We start from the raw sequence: 26450 nt of genomic DNA, 5'->3' as shown, positions 1-26450 counted from the left end.
AACTCCCTGCAGTTCTCCGTGTTCCGCGTCTAATCCGTTCTATCTGTTGTTATCCGTTCATAGAAAAAGGCCCGGACGTTTCGCCCGGGCCGTTCTCTCTTGTCTTTGATCCGCGTCAGCTGCTGAGCTTGAACTTGAACGACTGCTGCACCACCTGCGAGACCTTCGTGTTGCCGATTTTCGCCGGCCTGAATCGCATCGAAGGTATTGCCCGCTTGACGGCGTCCACAAACGCGGAATTGGCCGAGTTCAGAACCTTAAACGTGCCGCTCTGGATGCGCCCGTTCTCGTCGACGACGAACTGCGCGTCAACCTGCCCCTCCAGACCGCTGGACCGCATCGACTCCGGATAGTCCACCTTCGTGCCGGAGATCGCCGAGACCTGCTCCTCGACCTGGAAGTCCATGTACGCCTTGTCGGGGTCGATACCAACCTTCCCGCCCTCATTATCGCCAGTGCCGCCTTCCTTACCCGACGCGCTGCCGCCCGCGACTCCCTTACCGCTGAAGTCGGCTTCGTTGGTCACTTTGGCCGAGAGGTCGACCTTCGGAAGCTCGACCGGAACGTTCACCGGGGCCTTCAGTACCTGGAACCCCTTGGGCGGCGGGATCTCCTGCTTTGGCACCGGCGGCAGAGGGTCAGGCGTATGCTCCGTCTTCGGAGGTGGCTTCTTTACCTTCGGAGGTGGTGGAGGAGGCTCCTTCTTCTTGATCTCCGGTGGCGGAGGAGGCTCCTTCATTTTCACGAAGTTGACCTTCTGCTCGCGCTTCAGGTTGTCCTGTTCTATACCCGCGCGCGCCGTCGCGTAAACGGCGAAAAAGATGATCGCTGAATGGAAAACCACGCTGAAAATCGTCCCCCCTGCTGCCTTTTGCTTCTGGGGCTTCGATTCGAGTAATGTCGTCAGCATCCCAAGTCTGCTCCGTTGACTGCCACCCCTTTTTATAGGCAAGGGTCCTGCCACGGGAACAACGCCGAGAGGCCGCTTACACCCTTGACATCGGACACTATTTCCGGTCCTCCTGCTATTGTCTCTGAAGGCGTTAACTGCATTTCTTCAATGGATACTGTGGCACATTCACCATGAAACCTCAGGCACTTTCCCACATCACACTTTTTTGCGCGTTTCTGTTCGGGGCGGGCTGCACCGACGGGATTACCGCGCCCGAAGATCTGTGCGGTGTCACCCGCACAGCCTCGAGCATTCCCCTCACGCACGATCCTGTTCTATTCGTGCACGGCTACGGCGAGAACCCCGACTTCTTCTGCCCGATGATCGACCGGTTCCGGACTGATGGCTGGGCCGAGCGAGAGCTTTACGCCTACAACTACAGCTTCGTCCTCTCGCACGCCGGCAATGCCGACGAGATCAGGCAACAGGTCGACAAGATTCTCGCCGAGACACAAGCCGCCAAGGTGGATATCATCGCCCACTCTGCGGGGAGCGTGTCGTCGCGGTACTACCTGAAGAATTTTGCCGGCACCGCAAAGGTGGACGCGTGGGTCTCCCTGGCCGGACCCAACCACGGCACCGATACGGCGCTGAACTGCAACTTCACGCCGTGCCTCGAGATTCGCATCGGCTCGCGGTTCCTCGCCGACCTGAACGCGGGAGACGAAACGCCAGGTCTCGTGCGCTACGCAACCTGGTGGTCGCCGTGCGACGAGACGATCAACCCGGACACGAGCGTCCCGCTCGCCGGTGCGACGAACAATCAGTCAGCCTGCATAGCGCATGGGCAGTTCCTGACTGATGGAGTGATTTATCAGCAGGTCCGGGATTTCGTGGACTGACGAAAACTACAACTACAACTACAACTACAACGGCAATTTCTAAGAGGGTCCGTCAGTCCAAGTAAGTCCCGAGGGCGTTCTCTCGATCGTTGAGTCAAGCAGATTGGCGCAGAGGCACCGAGAATTCTTTAAGGCATCTACCACCCTAGGCTGACTCCCACGGAGAAGTATGGCCTCGCCTCATCCGGCTGCGAACCCGTGAACTGGTTGTAGGTGAGAATTTCTCCGCCACTCGCCTGCCCGAATTCCCCTACGATCCGCAGGATCTGCGCGTTGATCCAGAGACTCGCGAAATAATTCGTCCGCGTGAGCTTCTGCTGGAGCGCTATCGGCCCGCCGCTTCCTCCCTCGCTCGCCGGACGTGGCGCGACGAACACACTGATGCTCGCGTTGCTGTCATATGTGTCCTGTCCAACTCCGACCGCACCCCCGAAGAAGAGAAAGCCCTTGCCCGCGACGGCGCGCCATGAATTCGTCTTGACTCGAATACTGTCCAGAACCAGGCGGTCTTCCCCCGCGCGACCGGTGATCCTGACGAGCGGGAGCTCGCGCGTGAGAAAGCTCACGGAAACGCCGGGAACGAGCAGGCTCTCCTGAAGTATCCCGAGCTTTGCTCCGTAGCCGAACTTCCATGACCCCGCGGGCACGGCGACATCGACGCTCGCGTTGTTGTAGTTCGGCAGATACGACGCGCTCAGCAGGAGATCCAGCCCGCCGATCCTGGTAAGTCCGAGCGGAAGACCACCGAAAATCCCGATAGCCGCGTCGCCGGTGGGCAGACCCATGAATGGCTCGGTCACCGTATACGTGATCTGCTGTGCGCCCTCCGTCGCCGGCACGAACTTGTCAACTTCCGGGAGAGACCCGCGGATTGCGTTCCCTCTCAAACCGATCACGAAATGGCCGAGGCCGCCCAGCGTTCCGGTCAGTCCCTGAGTCGCGTTGCCGCCGGCGAGCAGAGCCCCCAGCTGAGGCGCCATATACTGAAACAGGTCTATCGCCTTCTGACAGGCGTCCTGCGCGATTTTCGTGTTGTCGGGCTCGCCGTTCGGCAGGAAGGAGCCGGGCGGACACTGCGGGCTTATGCCCTGCGCACTGACAGCTGGTGCAAGCGCGAGCGAGAAGGCGAAGACGACGGATAAGATTCTGATTTGCATCTGATTATTGCGGGCAAGTGTTGACGAGTCGGCCGCGGGCGCGTCACCCTTCGGCGGTGACCCAGAACTTCTCGGGACGCTGCGCCATTTCCGGCCGGAAGAGACCCTTCAGGAACTCGATGTCGGCTTTGGCGTCTGCTGTCGGCTTGAAGGGAGGAAAAAAGACAATCGTCTTTCGCGAATAGTCGAACGCAACTGGGACTATCGGAACGTCCGCACCTTTCGCGACGTGGTAGAATCCGGTCCTCCAATCCGCCACTTTTTTTCGCGTCCCCTCCGGCGTGATCCCCACAACCAGCTGGTCGCGGCTCCGGAATACGTCGATCATCTCGGCGACTCTGTCGCGGCTGACAGAACGGTCTACCGCGATTCCCCCGAGCCAGCGCATCATCGGCCCGACCGGTCCCCGGAAAATTGAATCCTTACCGAGGAAGGAGATTCTGATTCCGAGCGAGAAGAGGGCGCCGACCCCCACGAAGAAGTCCCAGTTCGAGGTATGCGGCGCCACGATCACTACGAATTTCGGCAGAGGCGGCAACGTTCCCTCGAACCGCCACCCTGAAGCCAAGAGAGCGGTCCGTCCGAGCGACCGCGAAAAGGCGTTCCCGCGCGCGGGGACATTCGGATGGAGCTCCGGCACGTGCATTCGCGGATTGTACTGTCCCGCGGCGGTAACGGCCACCTCGAGAGGCGGCCATCCGGTCACTTTCGACTCTACCGTCGGGCTCGCGTGCGTTTGGCGAGCGTCGAGCAGACGTTGGCGAATGCGCGCGCCCCGTCCGATCGCAGCTTTGGACGGTCCCACGACATGTACTGAACATGGCTGGGATCAGGCATCGACCCTTCCTTCACCACTGCGCCGTTCTCGGCATAAAACGACTCGGTCAGCCGCTTGATCCGCACAGGCGTACACCTGACGAGTGCCACCTCCGTCATCTGCGTGTAGGGCCGCTTGCTCTCGAGCCTGCGCGGTGACGAATAATCCCAGCGGGTGCGTGTGATATACGATCCGTCCGAGTTCCGCTTTGCGCCGGCGGTATCGAGGGCCACCTTCACGCCGTTCTGGCTGTAAATGATTGGCCATGAGGCCTGCGCACCGGCAACCGGCGCGATTCCCGTCAGTGCAATTGCGGCGATCGCCGCCAGAGAGGACAAACGCTTCATCAATTATCTCCGTAAGAGAGCGCGCCGGTGATGACACGCTGCCTGTAAGACCCGCCCGGTACCCGACGGGTTCCGCCGGTCTATGCCAAATCCGCGCCAGTTGACGGCGCGGCCGGCAGCGTAAAGAAGAACGAGGCACCCTGCCCGGGCTCGCTCTCCACCCAGATGCGGCCGCTGTGCGCTTCGACAATCCCTTTTGCAATCGATAAGCCGAGTCCGGTTCCAAGCTTCGCCGTCGATTTCGCCTGCCAGTACCTGTCGAAGACATGCGCGGCGTGCTCAGGCGGAATTCCCGGCCCGGTGTCGCGGACGGAAAACCTGACGGCCAGCGTTTCGCTTTCCGCGCGTATCGTTATCCGTCCACCCTCCGGAGTGAACTTGATCGCATTGCCGATGAGATTGCCGAACACCTGCAGCACGCGATCGCGATCGGAGCAGACGGCCGGCAGATTCTCCGGCACCTCCCTCTCGATCGTGAGCTTCTTGCCGGTTGCCAGAGGAGCGGCGGCTTCCATCGCTTCCTGCACGAGCGACGCGGCGTCGACGGGAACAGGCTCGACGGCAAGCCCACCCGCCTGAATCCGCGCAACATCCAGCAGGTCGCTTATCAGGCGATTTGCCCGATTCGCGGACCGGCGTATCACTTCCAGCTGACGGCGAGATGTCACACGCCGGTCGTCGGCTGGAGCCACATCCAGCAGAAACGAAGCAGCCATGTTGATCGTGTGAATGGGATTTCTGAGATCGTGAGACACGATCGCAACGAGATCGTCTCTCGCCCGCGTGGCGTCCTGCGCTGCCTTGTACAGCCTGGCATTCTCCAGTGCAACCGAGCACATCTGTGCCAGCTGCGTCAGAATCGCCTCGTCGCCTTCACTGAACTTTCCGTCTTTCTTTCCCCACAGCTGAATCACACCGAGCGTGCGGCCGTTTCGGCCTACCAGCGGCGCCGACAGATAGCTCTCATCGGGGTCGTTTCGCAGGAGTGCGCCATCGTCCAGCACTGAATCCGACAGCGCTTCCAGGTCCACCGTTCGCATCTCGCGGGTGACATCCGTCCACGAGGTGATCTTCTCTTCCGGTTCCGAAGCGTGCCAGATGGCGGCCGCCTGCTCCGGAGATATACCGCGCATCGCACCCGACGTCAGAGTCTCCTCGGTCAGCCTTGTTTCCGCGCGCCGGGTATTCAGAATGCGACGCGCACTCTCGGTCGCGACCTGGAGCATGGCGTCGGCGGCAAGCGTCGAGTTGATCGCAATCGCAGCCTCGGCGAGCGATCTCAACTGCGTTGCATATGTCCGCAGCTGGTTTTCTGCCCTTCCCGCTTCGACTTCGGCTTCGCGCACGCGCACTACCGACCGAACGCTTTGCCCCAGCCGCTCGGGTGTCAGCGAATTCTTGGGGAGGTAATCGGCGGCACCGGCCTTCATTAGGTCCACGGCTGTCTGCTCGTCACCAAACCCTGTGAGCATGATGACGGGAGTTCCAACGCCGTCGGCCCGAATCTGACGGAGCAGCTCCAATCCATCCGATCCGGGCATCCGGAAATCGAAAAGCGCGCAGTCGTAGCTCGCCGAGCGGATCCGCTCGAGCGCCGTCGCCGCGTCTTCGGCTTCCGTGATCTCGGCGTCGATTCCGGAGGCCTTTAGCGAGCGGCGTACCGCCATGCGGTCTACGTCGTCATCGTCAACTACGAGAACCCTGAGCCGCTCTTCCATTTCTGCCCTACGGCATCTCCACCAGCGTCCAGTACTTGTCGAACGTCGCCATCCGCTCGCAGAAGCTGCTGAAGGTCACCGGCTTCAGCATGTAGCCGGCGACGTTTAGATGGTAGGCGTCCGACTTGTCCTGCTCATCGTTCGACGTGGTGAGAACGACGACGGGCGTGCTGGCCAGCTCAGGATCCGCACGCAGGGCTTCCAGAAACTCGATGCCGTTCATCTTCGGCATGTTGAGGTCGAGCAGAACCAGCCGCCGCTCCTTCGGGATTTTCTGGCCTCGGAGCAGCTCGAGCGCCTCGAGGCCGTTTCCCGCGACGAACAGCGAATTCTGCAGCTTGTTGCGCTCGAAAGCGCGCTCGACGTTCATCACATCGACTTCATCATCTTCAACGAGCAGAATGTTCAATGATCGCTCCGGCATCTATGTCATTCTCCGATCTTCGGCTCTTTTGGCCACAGGAACCGGAAGGTCGCGCCTTTCCCCACATCGGATTCTACCCACACGCGTCCCTTCTGGGCTTCCACGATCTTCTTGACGACCGACAACCCGATCCCTGTCCCCTCGATCTTGTCACGTGCTTCAAGGGTCTGGAATATCGCGAATATGCGGTCGTGATACTGAGGGGCGATCCCGCGGCCATTGTCCTGAACCGAGAACTGCAGGAACGCGCCCTTGTCCGCCCAGGTCACGTCGATGGTCGGCGTGTCGGCGCCCGCATGCTTGATCGCGTTGCCGATGAGGTTGATGAAAACCTGCTGGAGCGGGACGCGCTCGGTCTCGATGGTCGGCATTCCGTCCAGCACGTTGATCCTTACGCGCTCCGGCGGCGCGATCAGCTCGATCACATCGTGCACCAGCGCATTGATATCGACCGTCTCGGGTTTGACGCGCATCCTCCCCGCGCGCGAGTACTGCAGGATGCCATCGATCAGCGCCTCCATCCGGTTGACTCTTCCGCGAAGGAGCTCCATGTGAGCCTTCCCTTCGCCCGCCAAGGATCCGCCGAGATCCTCTTCCATCCACTGTGACAGGTTGGCGATGCCGCGGAGCGGCGCCTTCAGATCGTGCGATGCGACATAGGCGAACTGGTCGAGCTCCTCGTTGCTCTTTGCCAGCGCCTTGATCAGCTGCTCCCTTTCCAGCTCCGCCTTCTTGAGCTCGGTGATGTCGCGCACTACGCCGGTGAAAGTCGGGACGCCCTCGATGTGCGCGACAGTGATCGACAGCTCGGCAAGAAACTCGGTTCCGTCGCGGCGCAGAGCGGGCAGCTCGAGGCGTTTGCCGATCACCCGGGCCTCTCCCGTCTCCAGATAGCGCTTCAGGCCCTTCCGGTGAGCTTCGCGATAGCGCGAAGGGATAATGATTTCCTCGAGGCGCTTGCCAATGACCTCCTCCCGCTTGTAGCCGAATGCCTCTTCGGCCGCACGGTTGAACTCCGTGATGCGATCCTCGGCATCCATCGCGATGATCGAGTCGAGAGTGGATCTCAGCACCGCGTCCTTGCGCTGCTCATTCTCGCGGAGCGCCCGCTCGGCTTCGATTCGCTCGGAGATATCGGTGAAGGCGACTACCGAGCCGCGAAGGTCGCCCGCTTCCATCAGCGGGGATGTGGAATACTCGACTGGGATCGGCCGCCCGTCCTTCGCCCACATGACTTCATCCGCTACGCGCGCCTGAGAGCCGGTCTTGAGCGCATTGTATATCTGGCACTCGGCCAGTGGATATGGTGAGCCGTCGGCGTGCTTGTAATGGACGGCCTCGTGCATCTGCCTGCCGATCAGCTCCGCCGGCTCGTAGCCAAGCAATCTCGCGCCCGCGGGGTTGATGAACGTGCAATTGCCGCGCTTGTCCATCCCGTAGAATCCCTGGTCGGTAGACTCGAGGAGTGCCGCGTTCTGCTTGGCGAGGCGCGCCTGTTCCCTCTCCGCCTCGCTGGCGTGACGAAGCGCTTCCTCCGCTCGGGCTCGAGCTTCGCTTGTGGCGAAGCTCGCCGCCTGGAGGTTGTCGTTGGTCATGGAGAGCTGGCTGGCGAGCGTCCGCGATTCCTTCAGCTGCCGCTCGAGCTCAGCTGCCTGCTTCTTCAGCTGGCGTGCCTGCTTCTCGATGAGCGCCTTCTGGCCTTCCTGTGCGATGACATCCCGCCGTATCCCACGGTTGATGAGCAGCGACAGAAGGAACGCGATCGCGCTTCCAACCGCGATAACCGTCAGAGCGACGATTCTGCTCTCCCGCTGCGCCTCTGTTCGGCTCCGCAGGAGCGAGCGTTCTTCGCGCTCCATCTGGTCGAGTATCGACGCCGCATGATCCATCACCTGCTTGGATTGTCCGGTCCCAATCAGCAGGCGCGCCGTCTCGTAGCCACCGGTCCGGCGAAAGCGGACGATCTGGGAATCCAGCTGCATGGCCTCCCTTCCAACGCTCTCCAGGGTATCGAGCCGTTCCTGCTGGCGTGGATTGTCGGCGGTCAGTGCCCGAAGTCCCTGCAGCGATTTCGCCACCTTCGCTGCCGCGGTGTTGAAGGGCTCGAGAAACGCGGTGTCTCCCGTGAGGACATACCCTCGCGCCCCTGTTTCACCATCCTTGAGGGCGGAGAGAAGCATTTCTCTTTCTATGAGCACCGAGTCAGTGCGGGAGACGAGCCCGGCAGCACGAGTCGACCGGCCGACTGCGTAATACGAAGCTCCCCCAACGAGCAGAACGAGGAGCGCCGTCACGAGCCCGGCGGCAATCTTGGCGCGGAGTGAAGAAACGAAGCTGTCGCTCACGGTGGGCGCAAACTTAGTGCAAAGACGGCCCGACGGTCGAAGTGCATCCCGACGGACCTCTTAACGACACTTTTACGTAACTACGAGCTTTCCGCGCAGCATGTTCATGCCGCAGGTGAACGTGAACTCGCCCGCCTTGTCCGGGGTGAACTCGATCGCGGTCGTCTTGTAGGGCGGCAGATCGCGTGCAATCCCGAAATCCCCGAAGATCACCTGATCGCTGCACGAAGCCGTTTCGTCCCGGAAAAAATCGAGCTTCACCGGCACTCCGCGCTTGACCACGATAACGTCAGGAGAGTAGCCGCCTTTCACGGTGATCTTCACCTCCTGCACACCCGCGTCCGTCATCGCGGCGGACACCTTCTCGCGCTCGCCGAAGAAATACCAGATCACCATCGCAATCATGGCGAGCGCCCCGATGATTACGAGCAACTCCGCAGTGTCCATCAGCCGACTCTCACAGCCGCGGCCGTCATCGGCGGCCGGAATCCTCGCAGACGGAGACTATTCGTCACGACCGAGACGCTCGACATCGACATAGCCGCGCTGGCGATGATCGGAGACAGCAGCCAGCCAGTCAGCGGATAAAGCGCTCCAGCCGCAAGCGGAATCCCGATCACATTGTAAATGAAAGCCCAGAAAAGATTCTGCTTCACGGTTCGGATTGTCGCTCGCGAGAGCGCAATGGCCGTGACGACACCTCGCAGATCTCCGCGCAATAGCGTTATGTCGGAGGCCTCGATCGCCACGTCGGTGCCTGTTCCGATCGCGATCCCAACGTCGGCCCTGGCCAGTGCCGGCGCGTCGTTGATGCCGTCGCCGACCATCCCGACCCTCCGCTTCTCCGCCTGCAGCCGCGCCACTTCTTCCGCTTTCTGCGCGGGGAGAACCTGAGCCAGCACGCGTGTTATGCCGACCTCTCGTGCAATCGAGTCTGCCGTGCGCTGGTTATCACCTGTGATCATTACGATGTCGAGTCCCATTCGCTTCAGCTCGGCCACCGCACTTTGTGCTTCGGGCTTCACCTCGTCCGCGACGGCGAGAATTCCGGCGAGCTCCCCGTCAATCGCCGCGAACATTGCTGTCTTGCCCTCCGCCTCGAGGTGCTCAGCTCTCGCGCCTGCGTCGCCGATGGTGACACCGCGTTCGCGCATGAGGTCGCTGTTCCCGAGCAGAATGTCGTGTTCGTCGACCGTGGCCTCGACCCCAAACCCTGGCAGCGCACGAAACTCGGACGGGTCCGTCACCTCGATCTGGCGCTCAGTCGCCGCGCGCATGATCGCTTCACCAATCGGATGCTCGCTCCCCTTCTCGGCGCTTGCAGCGAAGCGCAGCAGCTGCTGCTCCGTATTCCCGCCGATCGGGACGAAGTCAGTAAGCACGGGCTGCCCGCGGGTGATCGTTCCGGTCTTGTCGAGAACAATCGTGTCCAGCTTGTGCGCGGTTTCCAGACTCTCGCCACCCTTGATGAGGATCCCGTGCTCCGCACCTCGGCCCGTGCCGACCATTATCGCCGTCGGCGTAGCGAGACCGAGGGCGCAGGGGCACGCGATGATGAGCACCGACACGAAATTCACGAGCGCCATGGTGAACCGCACCTCGGGCGGTGCGAGAACGAACCAGGCGGCAAAGGTCGCTATCGCGACGCACAGAACTACCGGCGTGAAAATTCCGCTGATGACGTCGGCCAGTCGCGCGATGGGGGCTTTCGATCCCTGAGCGTCGTGCACCATTCGCACAATTTGCTGCAGCGCAGTGTCGCGGCCGACCTTCGTCGCCTCGAATCGGAACGCGCCAGTCAAATTGAGCGTCCCGCCGAATACCTCCTGACCGGGGGCCTTCTCCACAGGGAGGCTCTCGCCAGTGAGCATGGATTCGTTCACCGCGGAGCTGCCGTCGCGGACGACGCCGTCGACTGGGATTTTTTCGCCGGGCCTGACCTGAACGATGTCGCCCTGCGTGACCGCGTCGATCGGAACCTCCATTTCGGTACCGTCGCGGATTACGTGAGCGGTTTGCGGCTGAAGCTTCATCAGCTGGCGGATCGCATCCGAAGTGCGTCCCTTCGCCCGCGCCTCGAGCATTCTGCCGAGAAGGATGAGCGCAATGATGACGCTTGCGGCCTCGAAGTAGACAGGTGGGATGGACATTCCCTGTGCGCCATCCATTCCGCCCATCGGTGCTGCGCCCACCGCGCCCGCGAATGCGCGCGGTACGACAGTCGCCGCGACGGAATACAGATACGCCGCGCCGGTTCCGATCGCGATCAGCGTGTTCATGTCGGCAGCGCGATGCCGCAACGCCGCCCATGCGCCTTTGTAGAATTGTGCACCGCAATAGAGGACGACGGGCGTCGTCAGCAGGAGCTGAAGCCAGCTCACGCCCGGGAAATCGAGGGCGGCTATGCGGCCGTGCGACATTGCGATGATCAGTACAGGCAGCGATAGAATTGCGGCTATCCAGAACTTCTTGCGGAGATTCTCGTATTCCTCGCGCCGCGCGTGGTCTTCGGCTTCGTCAGCGCTCGCGCCGCCGGCGAGCGAGCCATCGCGGGATGCGCTCCGGACGTTGTAGCCGAGCTCCTCGATTGCCTCTCTGATTGCCTGCGTGTCCGTTCGACCGGGGCGATAATCGACCCGGACTTCCATGGTGCCGAGGTTGAACGCGGCGTCGGTGACTCCTGGGAGCGATTTCAGATGGCGCTCGAGTGGCAGCGGAGATCCGGAGGGTCTCGAGGAATCGTCAACGACAAACTCTGCCCGGAACGTTTCTGCGGTACCGTATCCCGCGTCTTCAACTGCGCGGACAAGATTACGAACGCCCGTCGCGGCCGGGTCGTACTCCACCGTCGCTCGCGCGGTCGCGAGATTCACCCCTGCTTTGCGCACGCCGGGCGACCCCGCAAGCGATTTCTCCACCCGGCTCGCGCACGAGGCGCAGGTCATTCCGGTAATCGGTAGATCGACACGCGCGGAGTCGGACCCCCCCGGACTCGAATCGTGGTGTGGGGCATCGTGTTGCACTGGATCGAGCGTCGCCTGCTTCTCGTCGGTTGTCATCGCGTGTTCTTGTACATCAGGTCGATGAGCTCGTCGTACATGACTGTCGCTTCGTCGTCGCTAGAGCGGATTGCAGTGGAAGCGCAGTGCTTGAGATGATTCCGCATGAGCTCGCGGCCGACGCCGCGCAGCGCTTCCTGGACGGACGAGATCTGCATCATGATGTCCGCGCAGTAGCGGTCGCTCTCGACCATTTTCTGGAGGCCGCGCACCTGGCCTTCGATGCGCCGGAGGCGCTTGAGATTCCTGTCCTTGATGTCGGCGTCGACACCGACGGCCGAGCGTTTGTCGTTGTTCCGGGGCATAATTGAATGCTATATACCCCCTCCCCCTATATCAAGAGGCAGCTGCAACAGCGGGCAACAGCCAACGGGTACGGGTAGGGGCAATGGCTGACGGGGTATCGGGTAGCCCGCTTGTTTAGTTGACAGGTGAGGGGGTGCAGCACTACCCATTGAGGTGAACCCTGCATCAAGCACATGGAGATTTGCGAATGACAACAAGCCGCGAGACCGAATCCCTTGACCATCCGGCCATCCGCGAGCTCGTCAATGACGCAAACTCGATGTCGCTCGCGGAACGGCTGACACTGATCAAGGGCCTCATTCCGGGTATCGCCAGCGAGATGAGGCTGGAGGAGTTCGAGAAGCTGATCAACGAGCTCCGCCTGAAGGGCCAGCGCTTTTACGAAGCCACGAGTCACCCCAAAGAGGGGCGCGCTACCCGCCAGGTAATGGGCGAGCGGGACGTCGAGGGGAGATAACCTTCGCTGACTCTGTGGCTAGTTCAGCGACGAGAATGGAGTTAGTGCTGTGACTTTCCCATCCAGGCCAACGGCAGTCCGTCGCGCGGACCGGTAGACCTTGCCTGCGTAGCGATGGCAGTCAGGAGTGTTCGTGCCCCGAACGCACCCGTTGTAGCGCTGGAGCGCCGTCGGCAGGTTGCGCGATCGCTTCAGATTGTCCGCGAGAATCTGAACCCCGTGACAGATGTTGGCGTCGATGTCAAAAAGGTCGCTCGAGGAGCAGCCCCATTTCCCCGCGTGAAAGGGCATCACCTGCATGAGCCCCCTCGCACCCACGCTGCTGGTCGCCCTCGGCTCCAGATCCGGATTCTCGGTAAGCAGGACTCCAATGAGGAGAGTCGCGCCGATGTTCGCGCGCCTCGCTTCCCGAACGAGTGCTGCGGCCACGCGGTTTGCGCGGTCAGCATCAGGGGTGCGCTTGCGCAGCAACGCCGCGATGCGTGCCTCTTCGCTGCCTGCAGGGAGAGCTGTGCCGGATGCGGCATTCACCGCGACTGTGCGACTGTCGCCACGGTCACCAAGAATCAGGTCCAGGATCTCGTTGACAGTGGGTCGTTTGGCGACGACCACGACGGGAGAGACCCGCATTTCCGCCGCGGGGAATGGCCGCGCCGACTTCACAGGCGGGGCCGCGTGGCCGGCATGTCCAACGAGCATTCCGCCGGCAACAGCGCAGAGCGCGCCGGCAATCGCAATCGATCTGAGCTGCATCTCCATCAACTACCCAGAAGTCTCCGTTGGGTGCCAGCGACTGTGTTTCTGCCGTCCGCAGTCCGAAGTTTTGTCCGCAGTCCGCAGTGTAGTACCGCAGGCCGCAGAGTAGTACCGCAGTCCGCAGTGTAATGCGGCAATCCGCATTGATCAAGCATTCTAACTGGTGCCCGCGACTTTCCGCGACTGCTCGAGCGCCGCCAGCCTGTAACCGCAGAGGCTCGCCTGCTCTGCCCCGTCGAGAAGCTTCGCAAGAAGCCGTTGTGCCGCGAAAACAGTGGCACGGATGATCTCGAATTCGCGCCGAAGATCGTCTTCGGTCCATCCGACACGCTTTCGCTGGGCGCCGTGCCGTTCCGAGACGACTTTCCGGAGCACCGATCCATCGCGCATGATTCCGGATGCCTTTCCTTCGGCTTCCTCGACTGCCCTCCACCCTTGCTTTCAACCCTTCCATTCACAGAACCGCCCTCGCAGTATCCGGCCTTTGCACTCCGGCGTGACGATCCCGGATCGCCGTTACTCGAGAGGCCGCGACTCCGCGTGATTCATCTTCGAGAGCCGCGTTGCACGGCACCCTCCGCTCCACGCCGGCCGGCTAGAGTCGCCTAGCCACCATATCCAGCAGAGCCGAAGCCCTGTCCAGTGTGTCGACGCTGGCGGCATCGAGCGACTCGAGCCTCGCGGCAAGCGCGCTGACGCGCGCCTTTCTGCCACGCAACAGCAGCCGCCGTCCGCGCGCAGTCGCCTCGATCCAGACCACGCGCTTGTCGTCCGCATCTGGCGTGCGCCTCACCAACCGCTCGGCCTCGAGCGCCTGAACGAGTCTCGTCATCGTCGGCGGACGCACCTGCTCGGCGCGAGCAAGATCGCCGAGCGTGACCGGACCTCCGAAGACCACCACCGACAGCGCAGACAGCCGCGGCGCGCTCAGGCCCCATTTGTCGTCCTGGCGTCTCAAGCCGCGCAGCAGCCGAATGGCGGCGGAGTGAATTCGGTCGGCCACTTCGCCTGCCGACGGAGTCGCGCCCTTGCGTGCCTCGGTGTGTCTGGTCATATTAGTTAGCAAAGCTAACTAATTCGACGGCACGACGGAAGTGATTGCGTTCCGTGTCCGCGAGATCGACCAAATTGAGGATAAAAAGCCATGACCACAGCTGCGCAGGCTCCCGGCATCACGAGCATCGGACAGATCGCGATCAACGTGCAGGATCTTCAGCGGGCCGTCGGCTTTTATCGCGACAAGCTGGGTTTGAAGCTGCTTTACGAGTTTCCGGGTCTGGCGTTCTTCGATTGCGGCGGCGTTCGCCTGATGATGTCGCGCGCGGAAAAAGCCGAGTTCGATCATCCGGCTTCGATCATTTATTACAAGGTCAGTGACATACAAGACGCGTCTCGCGCGCTCGTGGCTGCAGGTGTGCCGCTGGAGCACGAGCCAACGATCATCGCGAAAATGCCCGACCACGATCTCTGGATGTCATTCGTTCGTGATTCCGAGGGCAACGTCGTGGGCCTGATGAGCGAAGTCTCCGCGTCGACCTGACGCTGACGAGGAACATCCGTCTCGTGGGTGTTCGGGTTTCGTAAGAACACTCCGTTTGCGCGAAATGCAACAAACGCTTTGCCATTCCGTAATGTCATACGAGCATAGGAACAACGCTCGTTCAACAGTGAGGAAACAATGCGAACTCTAATTCACGTAGGCGACATCTCATCCGGTACGTGCCACAACTGCCGGAAGCCGGTTACTACCCGTTTCGAGACGCGAAGCATCCGCCTCAAGCGCTCGAGTGTGACATTCCCGAACGTTCTCGTCAGCGTTTGCACAGTGTGCAACGAGCCGGTGGATGTCCCGAAGCAGTCGTTTGCTCAGTTCCGGGAGCTCGGCTGCTGGAAGTAGTGTGACTCGCAGCAGCCCCGGGGCGCGTTGACTGGATGCTGAGTCAGACCGTGGTCGGGGCTGTTCCCGCCGCGGGCGGAGTTGGGGCGGGCCCCTTGCCGCCCCTCCGATCCCAGATCGCATTTGGAGGAACGAGAAGCGACCGCGCGGCGCGAATCGCCTCGTGTGAGCCGGCGAGCGCGAGAATGTCACCAACGTGCAATCGCTCGGAGCCGGACGGGACCTGAACCAGCTTCATCGGCTCGCCCGGAATTCGCGAGTCGAGCCTGGTGATTGCGAGCACCGTCGCTCCGGTAAGTCCACGGATGTTGAGCTCGGCGAGAGTCCGCTCCACCGCCGGGCTGTTCACTGCTATTCGCACCGCTTCCGGGTCGCCGAGTCCGGGTAGCATCAACGCGACGTGCTCCATGGTCTTCATCATCAGATCACTCTCATCCTCCAGCACCTGTGGTGCGAGCGCGGAGACGATCATTTGCGCGCCTGCCTGGGCGTGCCCCTGAAGGTTGAGCGCGCTGCGCCAGAGTCCGATGCCCAGGAGGAGTATCACCACGAGGATCAACGCGATGCCGGGATATAGCGGAAGAAAAGGCTGCGTCACCGCGAGCAGGGGCACGGCCACGAGCATCAGCATCGCGAGCTGTAGAATCGCCACCAGTGCGCGGCGCGGTGCCCCGGCGAAATCCACTGCACGCCTTCCCGCACTCGGCAGCGCGCGCACGGCAAGGATGAATCCGAGGCGCCGCGCGCTGCGGAAGATTCCCACCACCAGCGGCGTCGCAATTATCAGCGCACCGGCAGTAACGATAATGAGACCGACGGTTTCGGAGACGCCGAAGTAGGTCCTGAGGAGTGCATTGATCCGATCCGTTTCGACGGCGGCGGCTACGATCACCACCGCCAGCAGCACGGCGTCGATAACCAGCACCCTCACCAGCCCGCGCACACGCGAACGCCCGGCCTGAGGCGGTGCGCTCTGCATTCGCTCGATCCACGAACCGTACAAAGCCGCCGTTGTCTGCAATGGCCGCGGGAGCTTCCGATCCACCCACATCGCAGCCGGACCGGCGCTCCGGATGAGCCACGGCGTCGTAAGGGTGGTGATCGCTGACACGGTCACCGCTACCGGGTAGAGAAAGTCACGCGTTACGCCCGCGGCAAGTCCGACGGCGGCGATGATGAAAGAGAACTCACCGATTTGCGCCAGGCTCATTCCCGCCTGCATCGACGAACGCAGGCCGTTCCCGGTGAGAAACGAGCCCACCGTGACGGACACGACTTTTCCGACGATCACGAGCACGACTAACGCCGTGATCGCTCCGGCATGCTCCACGATGACTCTCGGCTCGATCAGCATTCCGACCGATACGAAGAAGATTGCGACGAACATGTCACGCACGGGATGTACGTACTGCTCGATCCGCACACTCTCGCCCGACTCCGCCACGAGAGAGCCGGCGATGAAGGCACCGAGAGCGACAGAATATCCGAACCCGAGAGCGAGGAGAGCCGCAGCAAAGCAGATCCCGATGGTCGCAACGAGCGTGGTTTCGCTCTTGTCCAGCTTGATGACGGTTCTGATCAGGCGTGGAACGATGAGCAAGCCGAAACCAATCAGCCCGACGAGGAACGCGAGCAGTCTGATCGCCGTCAGGCCGAGGCTTTCGGGCGATATCCCGCCGCCGACGGCAATTGCCGTAAGAACCGCCACGAGGAAGATCGCAATGAGGTCCTCGACGATGAGGATTCCGAACACGATCTCCGTCAGCCTGCCGCGTACATCCTGTTCGGCGAGCGCACGCGCGACAATCGTCGTGCTGGAGATCGCGACCATCGCCCCGGCGAAGATGCTTTCGATTGTCGTCCACCCGAGGGCCCGCCCGACCAGGAATCCGAGCCCCAGCATCATGCTGGTCTCGAACAGCGCGGCGACTCCCGAAGTTGCGGCGACCTGGACGACACGCTTCAGGCGGAACTCGAGGCCGAGCGAGAACATCAGCAGGATCACGCCTAGCTCGGAGAGGGTCCGCACCATCGCCTCGTCGGCGTTGAGCGGAATGGGCGTATGCGGGCCAACGATCATACCCGCCAGCAGGTAGCCGAACACAACCGGCTGCCTCAGCCGTTGAAAGACGACTGTCGTTACCGCGGCCGTGCACAGCACGAGCGCAAGGTTCTGAAGAAACGCGTGCGCGTCTGACATCCCGGCCATTTTACACACGGGTGGTGCTACATGGCTAGCGCGTCTCCCCTTTACAGCTGCGCGTCAGTGTGAGCGTAGGAGTGAAGGTGATGTTCGCGCGCGTGCTCATCGAGAGCGACCGCTGGTGAGGGGACTCGACGCCGCCTCAAAACGTCCGCTAGGGAACCTTCACCCGCGCGATCGTATTCTTGTCAGTGCCGAACCAGAGTGTCCGCGTGGGTTTGTGGTAGACCATGTGTCGCACAGTACCTCCCCCGCTCTGGGCAATCGGCGTCACAGAGATCCACGTTCCGGATTTCGGATCGAATCCCACAACGCGATTCGGCTGCACGCCGGTCTCGACCAGCCAGATCCGCTCACGATCGTCCACCGCCATCGCGTACGGCAGAGATGTCCCTCCCGCGGGCATCGGCCACTCCTGCGTCTCGCGCGTCTGCGGATTAAAACGACCGAGCATGCCGCGGGCGTAATCGCCGTACCAAACCATTCCGTCCGAGGTCGTGACCAGGCGTCGCGCACGCGTCTTGTCGCTCGGCAGCGCGTACTCCGTAATTGCCATCGTCGCCGGATCGATCGTCGCCAGCTTGTTCGTTCCGAACTCGATGAACCACGTCCGGTTCTTCGCGTCGACAACTATTCCATACGGTCTGGCCTTCTCAGTCGGAACCTTGGCCAATCGGACCTTTCCTGTTTTCGTCGCCAGATGACCGACGTAGTTCGCGCCCTGTGCCGTGAACCAGATGTCGCCCGCTCGATCGAACACCAGCGTGTGGGGATCATTGACCGCCGCGTCCGGCATCATGAATGTCGTGAGCTTCTCCGTCTTCCCATCGATCCTGCCAATCCTGCCGTTGCGGTTTCCCGCGTACCAGACATTTCCCGCGGCATCGACAATGAGATTGTGAGGATGCGTTCCGTCTTCAATCTCGAAACGCTTGAACGCTCCTGAAACGGGGTCAAGCCTGGCGACGTAGTTCCCCGCTTGACCGACGAACCAGACACGGCCCTGACCGTCTACATATGGATCACGTGGGCGGGTCTTTTCCCACGGAACCGTCCATTCCGTGATTGCCACTGGTGACTGAGCTGTCGCCGCCTGGCCCTGCTGCCGAGGTGCCGGGACGCGCGCGGAAGCATCCGCAGGCCGGCCGTAATCTGCGAGTGCGAGGGCGGGGAGAACGAGGATGAAATAGCGCATTGCAAAGACTCCGTCGCGGATTGTTCGTCTGGTTTCACCTTAGCGTTCGGGCCTGTGTTCCGCTAGATGCCCACGGGCGTGTTCCTGAACGGGCAAGCGATAACCGGACTCCAATCATTTGATCCAGTCTCGTACCTGCTGATACACAGTCGCATCTACGTAAAGCTGGCTGTGCTGGAGACAGGATGTCTGCGTGTTCGTCGCACCGGCGAGAACGACGCTCTGCTGCGGGGTCGTGACCTGATCACACGCTGACCACCAGGTGGCGTAGCGCGGCGGCCCCGGCGTCTCGTCACCCGCATTGAGCTCCACGAGGAATGTCGACCCCGGCCGCATTTCGACACATGAAACGGTTCCGCACAGATTCGCGGCCGTGGTGCCGTGATTAGGCCCGGCCAGGGACACCCACGCGTCCGTCCTCACATCACCGCCGAGGTTTTTCAACAGGTAGCGCGACGACAATCCGCCCATCGAGTGCGTTACGATGTCGACTCGTGCAGCGCCAGTGGAGCCGAGCACGTTCTCGACCGCAGTCCTGAGCTCGCCGGCAATCGTCGCGTTCGACTGGTTGGTGTCGTAGCTCACGGCGTACATCTGCGACATGGGCCAGCCGTCGCTCACGAACCAGCCGATCATTGTTCCCCAGATCGCGCCGGACGACTGGAAGCCGTGCACGAAAATGATGGGATCGTGCAGAACGCTGACCGTGGCGGTGGAGCTCTTTCCCTCCGATGTCGCCGTGATGGTCGCAGACCCGAAGGAGATGGCCGAAACGAGGCCCGCGTCGGAGACCGAGGCTATTCCCGTATTGCTCGATGACCATGAAACCTGCCGGCCGGGCAAAGCGTTTCCCGGTGCATCTCTCGCTGTTGCCGTCAGCATGAGAGAGCGCCCCGAATAAAGCGAGCCGCTTCCGGGAGTCACCACAATGCTCGCAACCGCAAGGTCTCCTACGATCGCATATGATCCGAGACGCGTGATGGGGGCGGACACGGTTCGCGTGTTCGCATCGAGAGCGCTGCCGGTGACGGGCTGCCATCCGTCGCCCACGAGTGAGAAAAGACGAATGCTGGCTGGACGAATCTCGTTACCGAGCGCGGAAGCGTCGTAGCGCAGCGTGAGCGTCACTGGCTGCGCGAAAGTCGTTGCGGCGGGAGAGAGATCGTAGCTGGTTCCGGGAACGAGGGCCGGATCCGATGACGTGCTCGCGGCTACCCGCACAAACACTGGAGTCGCCTGCGACACCGCCCCTGCCGGTGCATTGATTTGCACGGAGCCGCCCCTCGCGCTCAACACGCCTCCCGCGGGACTCATGACTCCTCCGTCGACAATCGTGATGATCGCCTGCGCCGTCTTGCCTTCCACAGCGGCGGTGATGGTCGCAGCCCCGGGAGCCACGCCGGTGATGACGCCGTTTGCTACGCGTGCCTTCGTTTCATCCGAGCTGGTCCAGGCCACTGATCGGTTGAGCGTCTGGCCGGCGGCGTCGAGCGCGGCTGCAGTTATCTGGACTGTCGCGTCGGGAACCAGTGTCGCGGTATCGCGCGACAGCTTCACCGACGCGACAACAGGCGGAGCCGGTGTACCAGGCCCTGATACGCCGTCTCCGCTGCAGGCGAGGATCAGCATCGCAAGTGCCGCAGATCTCAGTGGACGACGCATCGACTTCTGTGCTTGTTATCGGCTACAGATGAATACGAGGATACTATGAATATGCTGGGTTGGCGATCGGGATAGAGGGTAGCGGCTGATCGCCGCTACTCCCCTCCCATACCACCGGACATGCGGGTCCGCATCCGGCGGTTCAAAGTGTTGAGGTCCGTGTGGCCAGCCGGGGCACTCAACGCTGTTCGCAACTGCTCGAGCACTGATTCCATCGCTGGGGCTATGGTGGTGCAGGCATTCGTCGCCTGCCGGACAGCCTTTCGCAAATGCGACACCCGGCGGCGTGGTCCGCGAAGCCGATACACCGCACCTCGCAATCCAAACCGGTCAGAAAAACGTAACTGGTTTGCGCTTGATACCGAGGACAGATTTCGACAATGCCGTCGGCTGTTAACCCGCGGTTACCGGAATCGATCCGACTCAGCGGACCGGCCGGATTCTTCACGGAGGTGATCAACGACGGCGACGGCTTCGGCACCTCGGCAGATGTGTACGCATTGGGCTGTGTGGCATACTGGCTGCTTACAGGAAAGTTCGTGTTCGACATGCCCAACGCCACCGCAATGCGCCTGCCTCACCCGCTGACTGCGTGAACATCGCGCTGTACGTAGGACTGTTCCTTCTCGGAATTGTCGTTGCCGTTCTCCTGTTGATCGGTCTCCTCGACGTTCTGCGCGGAACTCCGATTCGCTCGATCGGCCGGCCCGGCGACGAAAGCGGCGCCCCGAAGGTCGGCGACCCGTTTTTCCTGGAAGCGATGGAGCTTCTGACCGCCATCAGGCTCGAGCCCGGACACGAAGTTGAAGTCTTCATCAACGGCGACCAGACGTACGACCGCCTCTGGGGAGACCTGCGTTCTGCAAAGACCTCCATCACGATGCAGATGTACTACTGCAACCCGGGGAAAATGGCCGATGAGCTCCATCGGATATTCGTGGAGAGGGCCCGCGCCGGCGTAGACGTCTATTTCCTGTTCGATTCGTTCGGGACCAGCCTGCCCAAGGAGTATTTCGAGTCACTTCGCGCGGCGGGAGTGCACACCATTCCGTTTCGTCCCGTCACTCTGCGCTCGTTTCAAAAGGCGCAGCACAGGGCACACATTCGCGTTGTCGTGATCGACGGAACAATCGGGTACACCGGCGGTTTCGGCATCGACGACAAGTGGTTCGGAAACGGAAGGCAGGAGAACCAGTGGCGCGACAGCAATGTCCGCTTCACGGGGCCGGCAGTGCGCCAGCTCCAGGCGATGTTCGTCGTCTGCTGGGCCGAGGCGAGCGGGGTGCTGCTGACCAGCGAGCGGCTCTTCCCTCTCGTGTCGAAGACAAACGGTCGCGAGTCGGACCGTCTTGATGACGCGACGCAAGAAGCGAAAGAATCATCGTCGCGCGGCAAGGGAATTCTTGCGGGTGTTCTTCACGCGTCACCGACAATCGGCAGCACCGAAGCCGAGCGATTCTTCGTGCTGTCGATTGCGGCTGCGAGAGAGCGCCTCTACATCGCCAACTCGTATTTCGTGCCCCACAAGCCGTTCCGCAGAATGCTCTGCGAGGCGGCAAAACGGGGCGCCGACGTGAGGATTCTCACGACAAGCAGGCAGACCGACGTGAAAAGCACGTGGTACGCAGGGCGGGCTCGATACGAGGAGCTGATGAAGAGCGGCGTCAGAATCTTCGAGTACCAGCCGGCGATGATGCACGCCAAGACGATCGTGGTCGACGGACTGTGGATGTCCGTCGGCAGCATGAACGCGGACAATCAGTCGATCTCATTCAACGAGGAGTCGAACCTGGTCGTCCTCGACAAGGACGCTTCCGAAAAAATGGAGAAGCTCTTTCTGGAAGACCTCGAGTATTCGGAGGAGATTGACCCGGAGGAATTCGCGAAGCGGCCACTGACGGACAGGATCGCGGAGACCGCCTGTCACCTGGTCTGGAGAATTCTGTAGCCGCCCTGAACCTGCCGCCTGTGGTTTCCGGTTTCTCGCACCTGCGATTTTCTCAGTGGCCGTTACCCACATGTATATTTTTCAGTAACTGATTGGTTTGAGTGTCGATCCATCGACTTCGGAGGAGTAAGGAATGCCTAGGTACCTTATCCGGCGCGAGATTCCCGGCGCCGGCAAGCTCAGTAGCGACGAGCTCCAGCAAATCGCCATGAAATCGAACGGCGTGATCCACGGCCTCAACCTGGAAGGCCGCGACGTTCAGTGGGTACACAGCTACGTTGTGGACGACGGGATTTTCTGCGTCTACAACGCGCCGAGCGCCGACGTGGTTCGCGAACATGCGATGAAGGGGGGGTTTCCGGCGAACGCGGTGATGGATATCCGGGAGATCATAGATCCGACGACCGCGGAGACGAAGCGCGCCTGACGCTCAGTGCTCAACGGAAAAAAACTCAGCCGCTCTCGATTAAGCGGCTGTTTTTTTGTGGCCCGCGTTTCGCCTTATCTTCCTCAGCAGGGTAGAAACGAGACGAAGACAAAATGAGGTTAATGATGCCACGACTGCAGTTACTGATGATGGTTGTAGTATCCATCGCTCTTGCGGCGGCTTGCAACGGCGAAAGCGGGGGCGGAGGGTTGAGCAATGGCGACGAGGTCTGGGCCCCGGCAAAGCTCACCTCGGTTGCCGGCGTGCCGGAGGCCGAGATCGAGAAGGCTCTCCGGGCGCGTCTTGCCGGCGCGCCACCCGCGCGAATCGACGACCACAAATGGGCGCACGCCAAGCGCCTCTATAAGATGTACGGCGACAACCCGCTCTGGCTGGCAGAGGACGGGCTCCACACGGAGCGGGCATTCGCATTGACGAACGCGTTGCTGAACACCGAGAGCGACGGGATGCGAATGGACAGCTATCCCATCGGCGAGCTCGCAACCGCCATTGCGGCGATCAAAGGACAAAAGCCGACGGCCGAGCAGCTCGTGAATGCCGAGGTTCTGCTCACGTCGGCGTTCGTGGCCCTGGGAGTCGACTACCTCGGAGGCCAGGTGAAGCCCAAGTCGGTGTCTCAGAACTGGCACATTGACGCGCATGACGAAAACGAAGACAGCGCGCTGGTGCGCTCGATCCGGAATCCCGCGCTCGACAAGGCGCTCGCGACTATGCGCCCGACGGACGAGGACTACCTGGGTCTCATGAAAGAGCTTGCCCGCTACCGCGCGATCGTCGCGAAGGGCGGCTGGCCGACCGTTCCGGAGGGAAAAGCCCTCAAGGCGGGCGACTCGGATAGCCCCGCCAGGCTCAGCGCACTTCGCACGCGCCTGGCAGCCGAGGGATTCGGGGCACCGGCGGCAGCTGCCACGCCGGCGGACTCCGCTGCATCAGCGAGCGGAGGAGGCACGCGCCCGGCTCCGGCAGCTGGCTCGGGAGTCTACGACCCGGCTCTTGCCGCCGCCGTTGCCGCGTTCCAGGCCAGGCATGGCATAGTCGTCGACAGCGCGCTTGGCGCCGAGACCGTGAAATCGCTCAACCTTCCCGCCGCCTATCGTCTCCAACAGATCGCGGCAAACCTCGAGCGGTATCGCTGGCTGCCCCGCGCGTTCGGAGCGCGATATGTTGCCGTCAATGTGCCTGCCTTCAGGCTCGAGGCGTTCGATGGTGGCCGGAAAACTCTCGAAATGAAAGTGATCGTCGGCGAGGACTACGAGGACAAGGCAACTCCGGTATTCGCCGACTCGATGGAGTTCGTCGTCTTTCGGCCGTACTGGAACGTGACGCCGGACATTGCCGCCAAGGAGATCTTCCCCAAGCTCGCGTCGAACCCGGGCTACCTCGCCGCGAACGACATGGAGACATACCGGGAAGGCGGAGCGACACGGATTCGTCAGCGCCCGGGCCCAAAGAACTCGCTCGGGCTGGTCAAGTTCCTGTTCCCCAACGACTTCAACATCTACTTCCACGACACGCCGTTCGGCGAGCTGTTCAAGGAGGATGTTCGCGCTTTCAGCCATGGCTGCATTCGTCTCGAGAAGCCCGAGCTTCTCGCACAGTATGCGCTTGGCTGGGATGTAGAAAGAATTCGTGAAGCCATGGAGAACGGCTCGAATAACAGGACCATCAAGGTGCCGCAGAAAATCCCCGTCTACATCATCTACGCCACTACCTATATAAGGAACGGGCAGCTGCACTTCGGGAACGATCTCTACCAGCGGGACGAGGGTCTGGCCCCGGCGGTCGCCGAAGGAGCGATGCCAAGCCCACAGACTCGCCAGGCCGTGGAGGCCCTGCGTCGAATAGCGGCGACGACGTGACAATGCTCCGCGCTCGCACCGGAATTTCGGGCCGCGCGTGATGGTGACTAACGCCCCGCGACGCTATCGCGCTCCGTAGCCGCGAGCCATGGCGGCCGCGATAAAAACCATTATCACGACAATTGCCGCCTCGATGTGGCTGATCGTGGCGATGCGGCCGAGGGTGCTGCTCCGCGCAGATAGCTCGCCTGCTGCTCCGCGCGCCATCGCCGCTCTCAGTCGAATGAGAGTCATCATCGGCCATATCTCGAGTGCGAGAATTATCGCGAGCAGCCCCATCTTCGCGTAGAAAAGGTGATTGTGCAGGTAGTACTGCATCGACTTTTCGCTGGAGGCCAGAACCCGCCATAAACCGGTTCCGATCCAGAGCGCCGCGGCGATTCCCCATAGCGTGTCGGCACGGAACGCGCGAGCGAGCGAGCCCGCGGTCGGAGGTTCCCTCAGCGACTTGCCCCGGGTCAACACCGCGCCCAGACCGAGTCCGAGCGCCAGCAAGTGCAGTCCCGCAAGAGCGATCCTCAACATGCGGGCATAGTACGGTGCCCCGGTGCCACCGTCCAGAGTCGGAGCCTCGGCTCGGGCCTTTCGCTCAATCATGAGCGTGCTCACTTTCGTCACTACGCGAAACGACGCGATGTAGTCGCTACAACAAATGCGCCCGCATGAATGAGAAACTCCCGGTATTTGCTGTCATCGCTTTAATGACGCTTTCCAATCTGGGCCCCGCGCCGGCGTCCGCGCAGCAGTCGCGTCCTCGCGCGCGCGACATTGGCCTTGTCGTCGGCATTCTCGATCCGGGACCACAGAACGCGATCACCGATGTCACGGGCGTCCGTGTCGGCCAGGTTACGGTGGTCGAAGGTGATTCGGTCCGCACCGGAGTGACAGCGATCATTCCGCATCCGGGCAATCTGTTCCGCGAGCGCGTTCCTGCGGCGCTATATGTCGGCAACGGGTTCGGGAAACTCCTGGGCATCACTCAGCTTCGCGAGCTTGGCGAGCTCGAGACGCCGATTCTTCTCACCTGCACTCTCTGCGTCTGGAAAGCCGCCGATGCCATGGTGGACTGGATGCTGCACCAGCCCGGAATGCAGGGAGTCGGATCGATCAACCCCGTTGTGGGCGAGACCAATGACGGAGCGCTGAACTCTATTCGTTCGCGCCCAATCACAGCGGACCACGTCGTCCGCGCGCTCCAATCGGCGACGAGCGGACCGGTGGCTGAAGGATCCGTCGGCGCAGGCACGGGCACGGTTGCATTTGGATGGAAAGGCGGAATAGGAACCAGCAGCCGCCAGCTGCCGGCCACACTTGGCGGGCACACGGTTGGAGTTCTGGTTCAAAGCAACTTCGGCGGCGTCCTCACCATGAACGGCGCTCCGGTCGGCCGCGAGCTGGGGCGCTACTCGCTTCAGCGTGAGCTGGAGCGTACCGCCGAGGTCAACGACGACAAGGCGGACGGCAGTATCATGATCGTCGTCGCAACGGACGCGCCGCTCGACGCGAGGAATCTCGAGCGACTTGCGGCGAGAGCGATCGTAGGCCTGGGGCGGACGGGCTCGAGTTTCTCGAATGGCTCAGGCGACTACGTGATTGCGTTCTCGACCTCGTCCGATGTACGAATGAGGGCCGACAGCGTGGCTCACGCCGGCCGAACGCTGTCGAACAACGCCACGTCGCCCCTGTTCCAGGCGGTTGCCGAAGCAACTGAAGAAGCGATTTACAATTCACTTCTCCGCGCGACAACCGTAACCGGAAGCGCCCGCACGGTCGAAGCGCTGCCGATCGACCGGACGCTCGAGATTCTGAAAAAATACCGGGTGCTCGACTGGAACCGCTCCCTTCCGCCAGGCTCATTGCAAAAGCGCTAATCCGCTCCTTTCAGATCTGTGCGCTCGCCACAGAATCACAGAAACACAGAATATTCTTTTAAAAGGGATGCCCCCAAGACGTTCCACTGCCTTCACTTCAACGATCACTAGCTTCTCGACTAGCAAATCCAGACGATAGGCTGCTCCTAGAGGCTTGCCCTTGTACAGCAGCGGTACGAACACCTGC

26 protein-coding genes are annotated in these 26450 nt (G+C 61.7%); 9 read left to right on the top strand and 17 right to left on the bottom strand.

The features are described 5' to 3' along the window. Positions 1-115 precede the first annotated feature (115 nt). Positions 116-910: a TonB family protein gene (locus tag VES88_07785; protein ID HYN81385.1), complete on the bottom strand. Its 795-nt coding sequence runs from the start codon at positions 908-910 to the stop codon at positions 116-118. A gap of 173 nt (positions 911-1083) precedes the next feature. Between VES88_07785 and VES88_07780 the strand changes: the two genes are divergently transcribed. Next, on the top strand, positions 1084-1794 hold the full coding sequence (locus VES88_07780) for a triacylglycerol lipase (protein ID HYN81384.1): 711 nt from the start codon (positions 1084-1086) through the stop codon (positions 1792-1794). 137 nt (positions 1795-1931) lie between these two features. Here VES88_07780 and VES88_07775 read toward each other — a convergent pair whose 3' ends face one another. The 9 genes from VES88_07775 to VES88_07735 all read right to left on the bottom strand — a co-directional run bounded on the left by VES88_07775 (position 1932) and on the right by VES88_07735 (position 11966). After that, positions 1932-2951, bottom strand: a complete 1020-nt coding sequence (locus VES88_07775; protein HYN81383.1) for a hypothetical protein — start codon at positions 2949-2951, stop codon at positions 1932-1934. 43 nt (positions 2952-2994) lie between these two features. After that, the gene (locus VES88_07770; GenBank protein ID HYN81382.1) at positions 2995-3657 is read right to left on the bottom strand and encodes a lysophospholipid acyltransferase family protein; all 663 of its coding nucleotides are present in this window, start codon (positions 3655-3657) and stop codon (positions 2995-2997) included. Between the two features lie 8 nt (positions 3658-3665). Beyond that, on the bottom strand, positions 3666-4115 hold the full coding sequence (locus VES88_07765; protein ID HYN81381.1) for a surface-adhesin E family protein: 450 nt from the start codon (positions 4113-4115) through the stop codon (positions 3666-3668). 80 nt (positions 4116-4195) lie between these two features. Continuing rightward, positions 4196-5833, bottom strand: a complete 1638-nt coding sequence (locus VES88_07760) for an ATP-binding protein (GenBank protein ID HYN81380.1) — start codon at positions 5831-5833, stop codon at positions 4196-4198. A 7-nt stretch (positions 5834-5840) separates the two neighbouring features. Continuing rightward, on the bottom strand, positions 5841-6257 hold the full coding sequence (locus tag VES88_07755; GenBank protein ID HYN81379.1) for a response regulator: 417 nt from the start codon (positions 6255-6257) through the stop codon (positions 5841-5843). 5 nt (positions 6258-6262) lie between these two features. Further along, the gene (locus VES88_07750; protein ID HYN81378.1) at positions 6263-8602 is read right to left on the bottom strand and encodes a PAS domain S-box protein; all 2340 of its coding nucleotides are present in this window, start codon (positions 8600-8602) and stop codon (positions 6263-6265) included. Positions 8603-8674: 72 nt separating this feature from the next. Beyond that, positions 8675-9049 carry a cupredoxin domain-containing protein gene (locus tag VES88_07745; protein ID HYN81377.1) on the bottom strand — a complete coding sequence of 125 codons (375 nt, stop codon included), beginning with the start codon at positions 9047-9049 and terminating at the stop codon, positions 8675-8677. Then, on the bottom strand, positions 9049-11661 hold the full coding sequence (locus tag VES88_07740; GenBank protein HYN81376.1) for a heavy metal translocating P-type ATPase: 2613 nt from the start codon (positions 11659-11661) through the stop codon (positions 9049-9051). Before VES88_07740 ends, VES88_07745 begins: the two co-directional genes overlap by 1 nt. Then, entirely contained in the window at positions 11658-11966 is a 309-nt protein-coding gene (locus VES88_07735; GenBank protein HYN81375.1) for a metal-sensitive transcriptional regulator, read from the bottom strand. Before VES88_07735 ends, VES88_07740 begins: the two co-directional genes overlap by 4 nt. Before the next feature lie 188 nt (positions 11967-12154). On the opposite strand from VES88_07735, the gene VES88_07730 reads away from it, so the two are divergent. Further along, positions 12155-12424 carry a hypothetical protein gene (locus VES88_07730; protein ID HYN81374.1) on the top strand — a complete coding sequence of 90 codons (270 nt, stop codon included), beginning with the start codon at positions 12155-12157 and terminating at the stop codon, positions 12422-12424. 18 nt (positions 12425-12442) lie between these two features. Here the strand turns inward: VES88_07730 and VES88_07725 are convergent, their stop codons facing one another. The 3 genes from VES88_07725 to VES88_07715 form a co-directional block, all read right to left on the bottom strand. Continuing rightward, positions 12443-13177, bottom strand: a complete 735-nt coding sequence (locus tag VES88_07725) for a lytic transglycosylase domain-containing protein (GenBank protein ID HYN81373.1) — start codon at positions 13175-13177, stop codon at positions 12443-12445. 159 nt (positions 13178-13336) lie between these two features. Further along, entirely contained in the window at positions 13337-13570 is a 234-nt protein-coding gene (locus VES88_07720) for a hypothetical protein (protein HYN81372.1), read from the bottom strand. Between the two features lie 205 nt (positions 13571-13775). Beyond that, entirely contained in the window at positions 13776-14234 is a 459-nt protein-coding gene (locus tag VES88_07715) for a MarR family transcriptional regulator (protein HYN81371.1), read from the bottom strand. 90 nt (positions 14235-14324) lie between these two features. On the opposite strand from VES88_07715, the gene VES88_07710 reads away from it, so the two are divergent. Continuing rightward, positions 14325-14720: a VOC family protein gene (locus tag VES88_07710; GenBank protein HYN81370.1), complete on the top strand. Its 396-nt coding sequence runs from the start codon at positions 14325-14327 to the stop codon at positions 14718-14720. A 138-nt stretch (positions 14721-14858) separates the two neighbouring features. Further along, complete coding sequence (locus VES88_07705) at positions 14859-15077, top strand: hypothetical protein (GenBank protein ID HYN81369.1); 219 nt, start codon at positions 14859-14861, stop codon at positions 15075-15077. 43 nt (positions 15078-15120) lie between these two features. Here VES88_07705 and VES88_07700 read toward each other — a convergent pair whose 3' ends face one another. From VES88_07700 to VES88_07690, 3 genes are all read right to left on the bottom strand, one after another. Next, a complete protein-coding gene (locus tag VES88_07700) occupies positions 15121-17286 on the bottom strand; it encodes a cation:proton antiporter (protein HYN81368.1) in 2166 nt (721 codons plus the stop codon). A 148-nt stretch (positions 17287-17434) separates the two neighbouring features. After that, the gene (locus VES88_07695; protein ID HYN81367.1) at positions 17435-18475 is read right to left on the bottom strand and encodes a hypothetical protein; all 1041 of its coding nucleotides are present in this window, start codon (positions 18473-18475) and stop codon (positions 17435-17437) included. A 114-nt stretch (positions 18476-18589) separates the two neighbouring features. Continuing rightward, positions 18590-20137, bottom strand: coding sequence for an Ig-like domain-containing protein (locus tag VES88_07690; protein HYN81366.1), 1548 nt, complete (start codon positions 20135-20137; stop codon positions 18590-18592). 380 nt (positions 20138-20517) lie between these two features. Between VES88_07690 and VES88_07685 the strand changes: the two genes are divergently transcribed. From VES88_07685 to VES88_07670, 4 genes are all read left to right on the top strand, one after another. Next, positions 20518-20733, top strand: a complete 216-nt coding sequence (locus VES88_07685) for a hypothetical protein (GenBank protein ID HYN81365.1) — start codon at positions 20518-20520, stop codon at positions 20731-20733. After that, positions 20730-22085, top strand: coding sequence for a phospholipase D-like domain-containing protein (locus tag VES88_07680; protein ID HYN81364.1), 1356 nt, complete (start codon positions 20730-20732; stop codon positions 22083-22085). Before VES88_07685 ends, VES88_07680 begins: the two co-directional genes overlap by 4 nt. Positions 22086-22218: 133 nt before the next feature. Continuing rightward, a complete protein-coding gene (locus VES88_07675) occupies positions 22219-22512 on the top strand; it encodes a DUF4242 domain-containing protein (GenBank protein ID HYN81363.1) in 294 nt (97 codons plus the stop codon). 146 nt (positions 22513-22658) lie between these two features. After that, positions 22659-24392 (top strand): L,D-transpeptidase family protein, encoded by a 1734-nt coding sequence (locus tag VES88_07670; protein HYN81362.1) that lies wholly within the window; start codon positions 22659-22661, stop codon positions 24390-24392. A 63-nt stretch (positions 24393-24455) separates the two neighbouring features. Here the strand turns inward: VES88_07670 and VES88_07665 are convergent, their stop codons facing one another. Beyond that, a complete protein-coding gene (locus tag VES88_07665) occupies positions 24456-24989 on the bottom strand; it encodes a DUF2214 family protein (GenBank protein ID HYN81361.1) in 534 nt (177 codons plus the stop codon). 65 nt (positions 24990-25054) lie between these two features. Here VES88_07665 and VES88_07660 point away from each other — a divergent pair, with 65 nt between their 5' ends. After that, positions 25055-26263 carry a P1 family peptidase gene (locus VES88_07660; protein ID HYN81360.1) on the top strand — a complete coding sequence of 403 codons (1209 nt, stop codon included), beginning with the start codon at positions 25055-25057 and terminating at the stop codon, positions 26261-26263. The last annotated feature ends 187 nt before the right edge of the window (positions 26264-26450 follow it).

The organism is Gemmatimonadaceae bacterium, assembly GCA_035633115.1.
Classification (GTDB): Bacteria; Gemmatimonadota; Gemmatimonadetes; order Gemmatimonadales; family Gemmatimonadaceae; genus UBA4720.
Note: the sequence above shows the minus strand (reverse complement) of the source record. Positions and strands in the feature narration are given on the sequence as shown.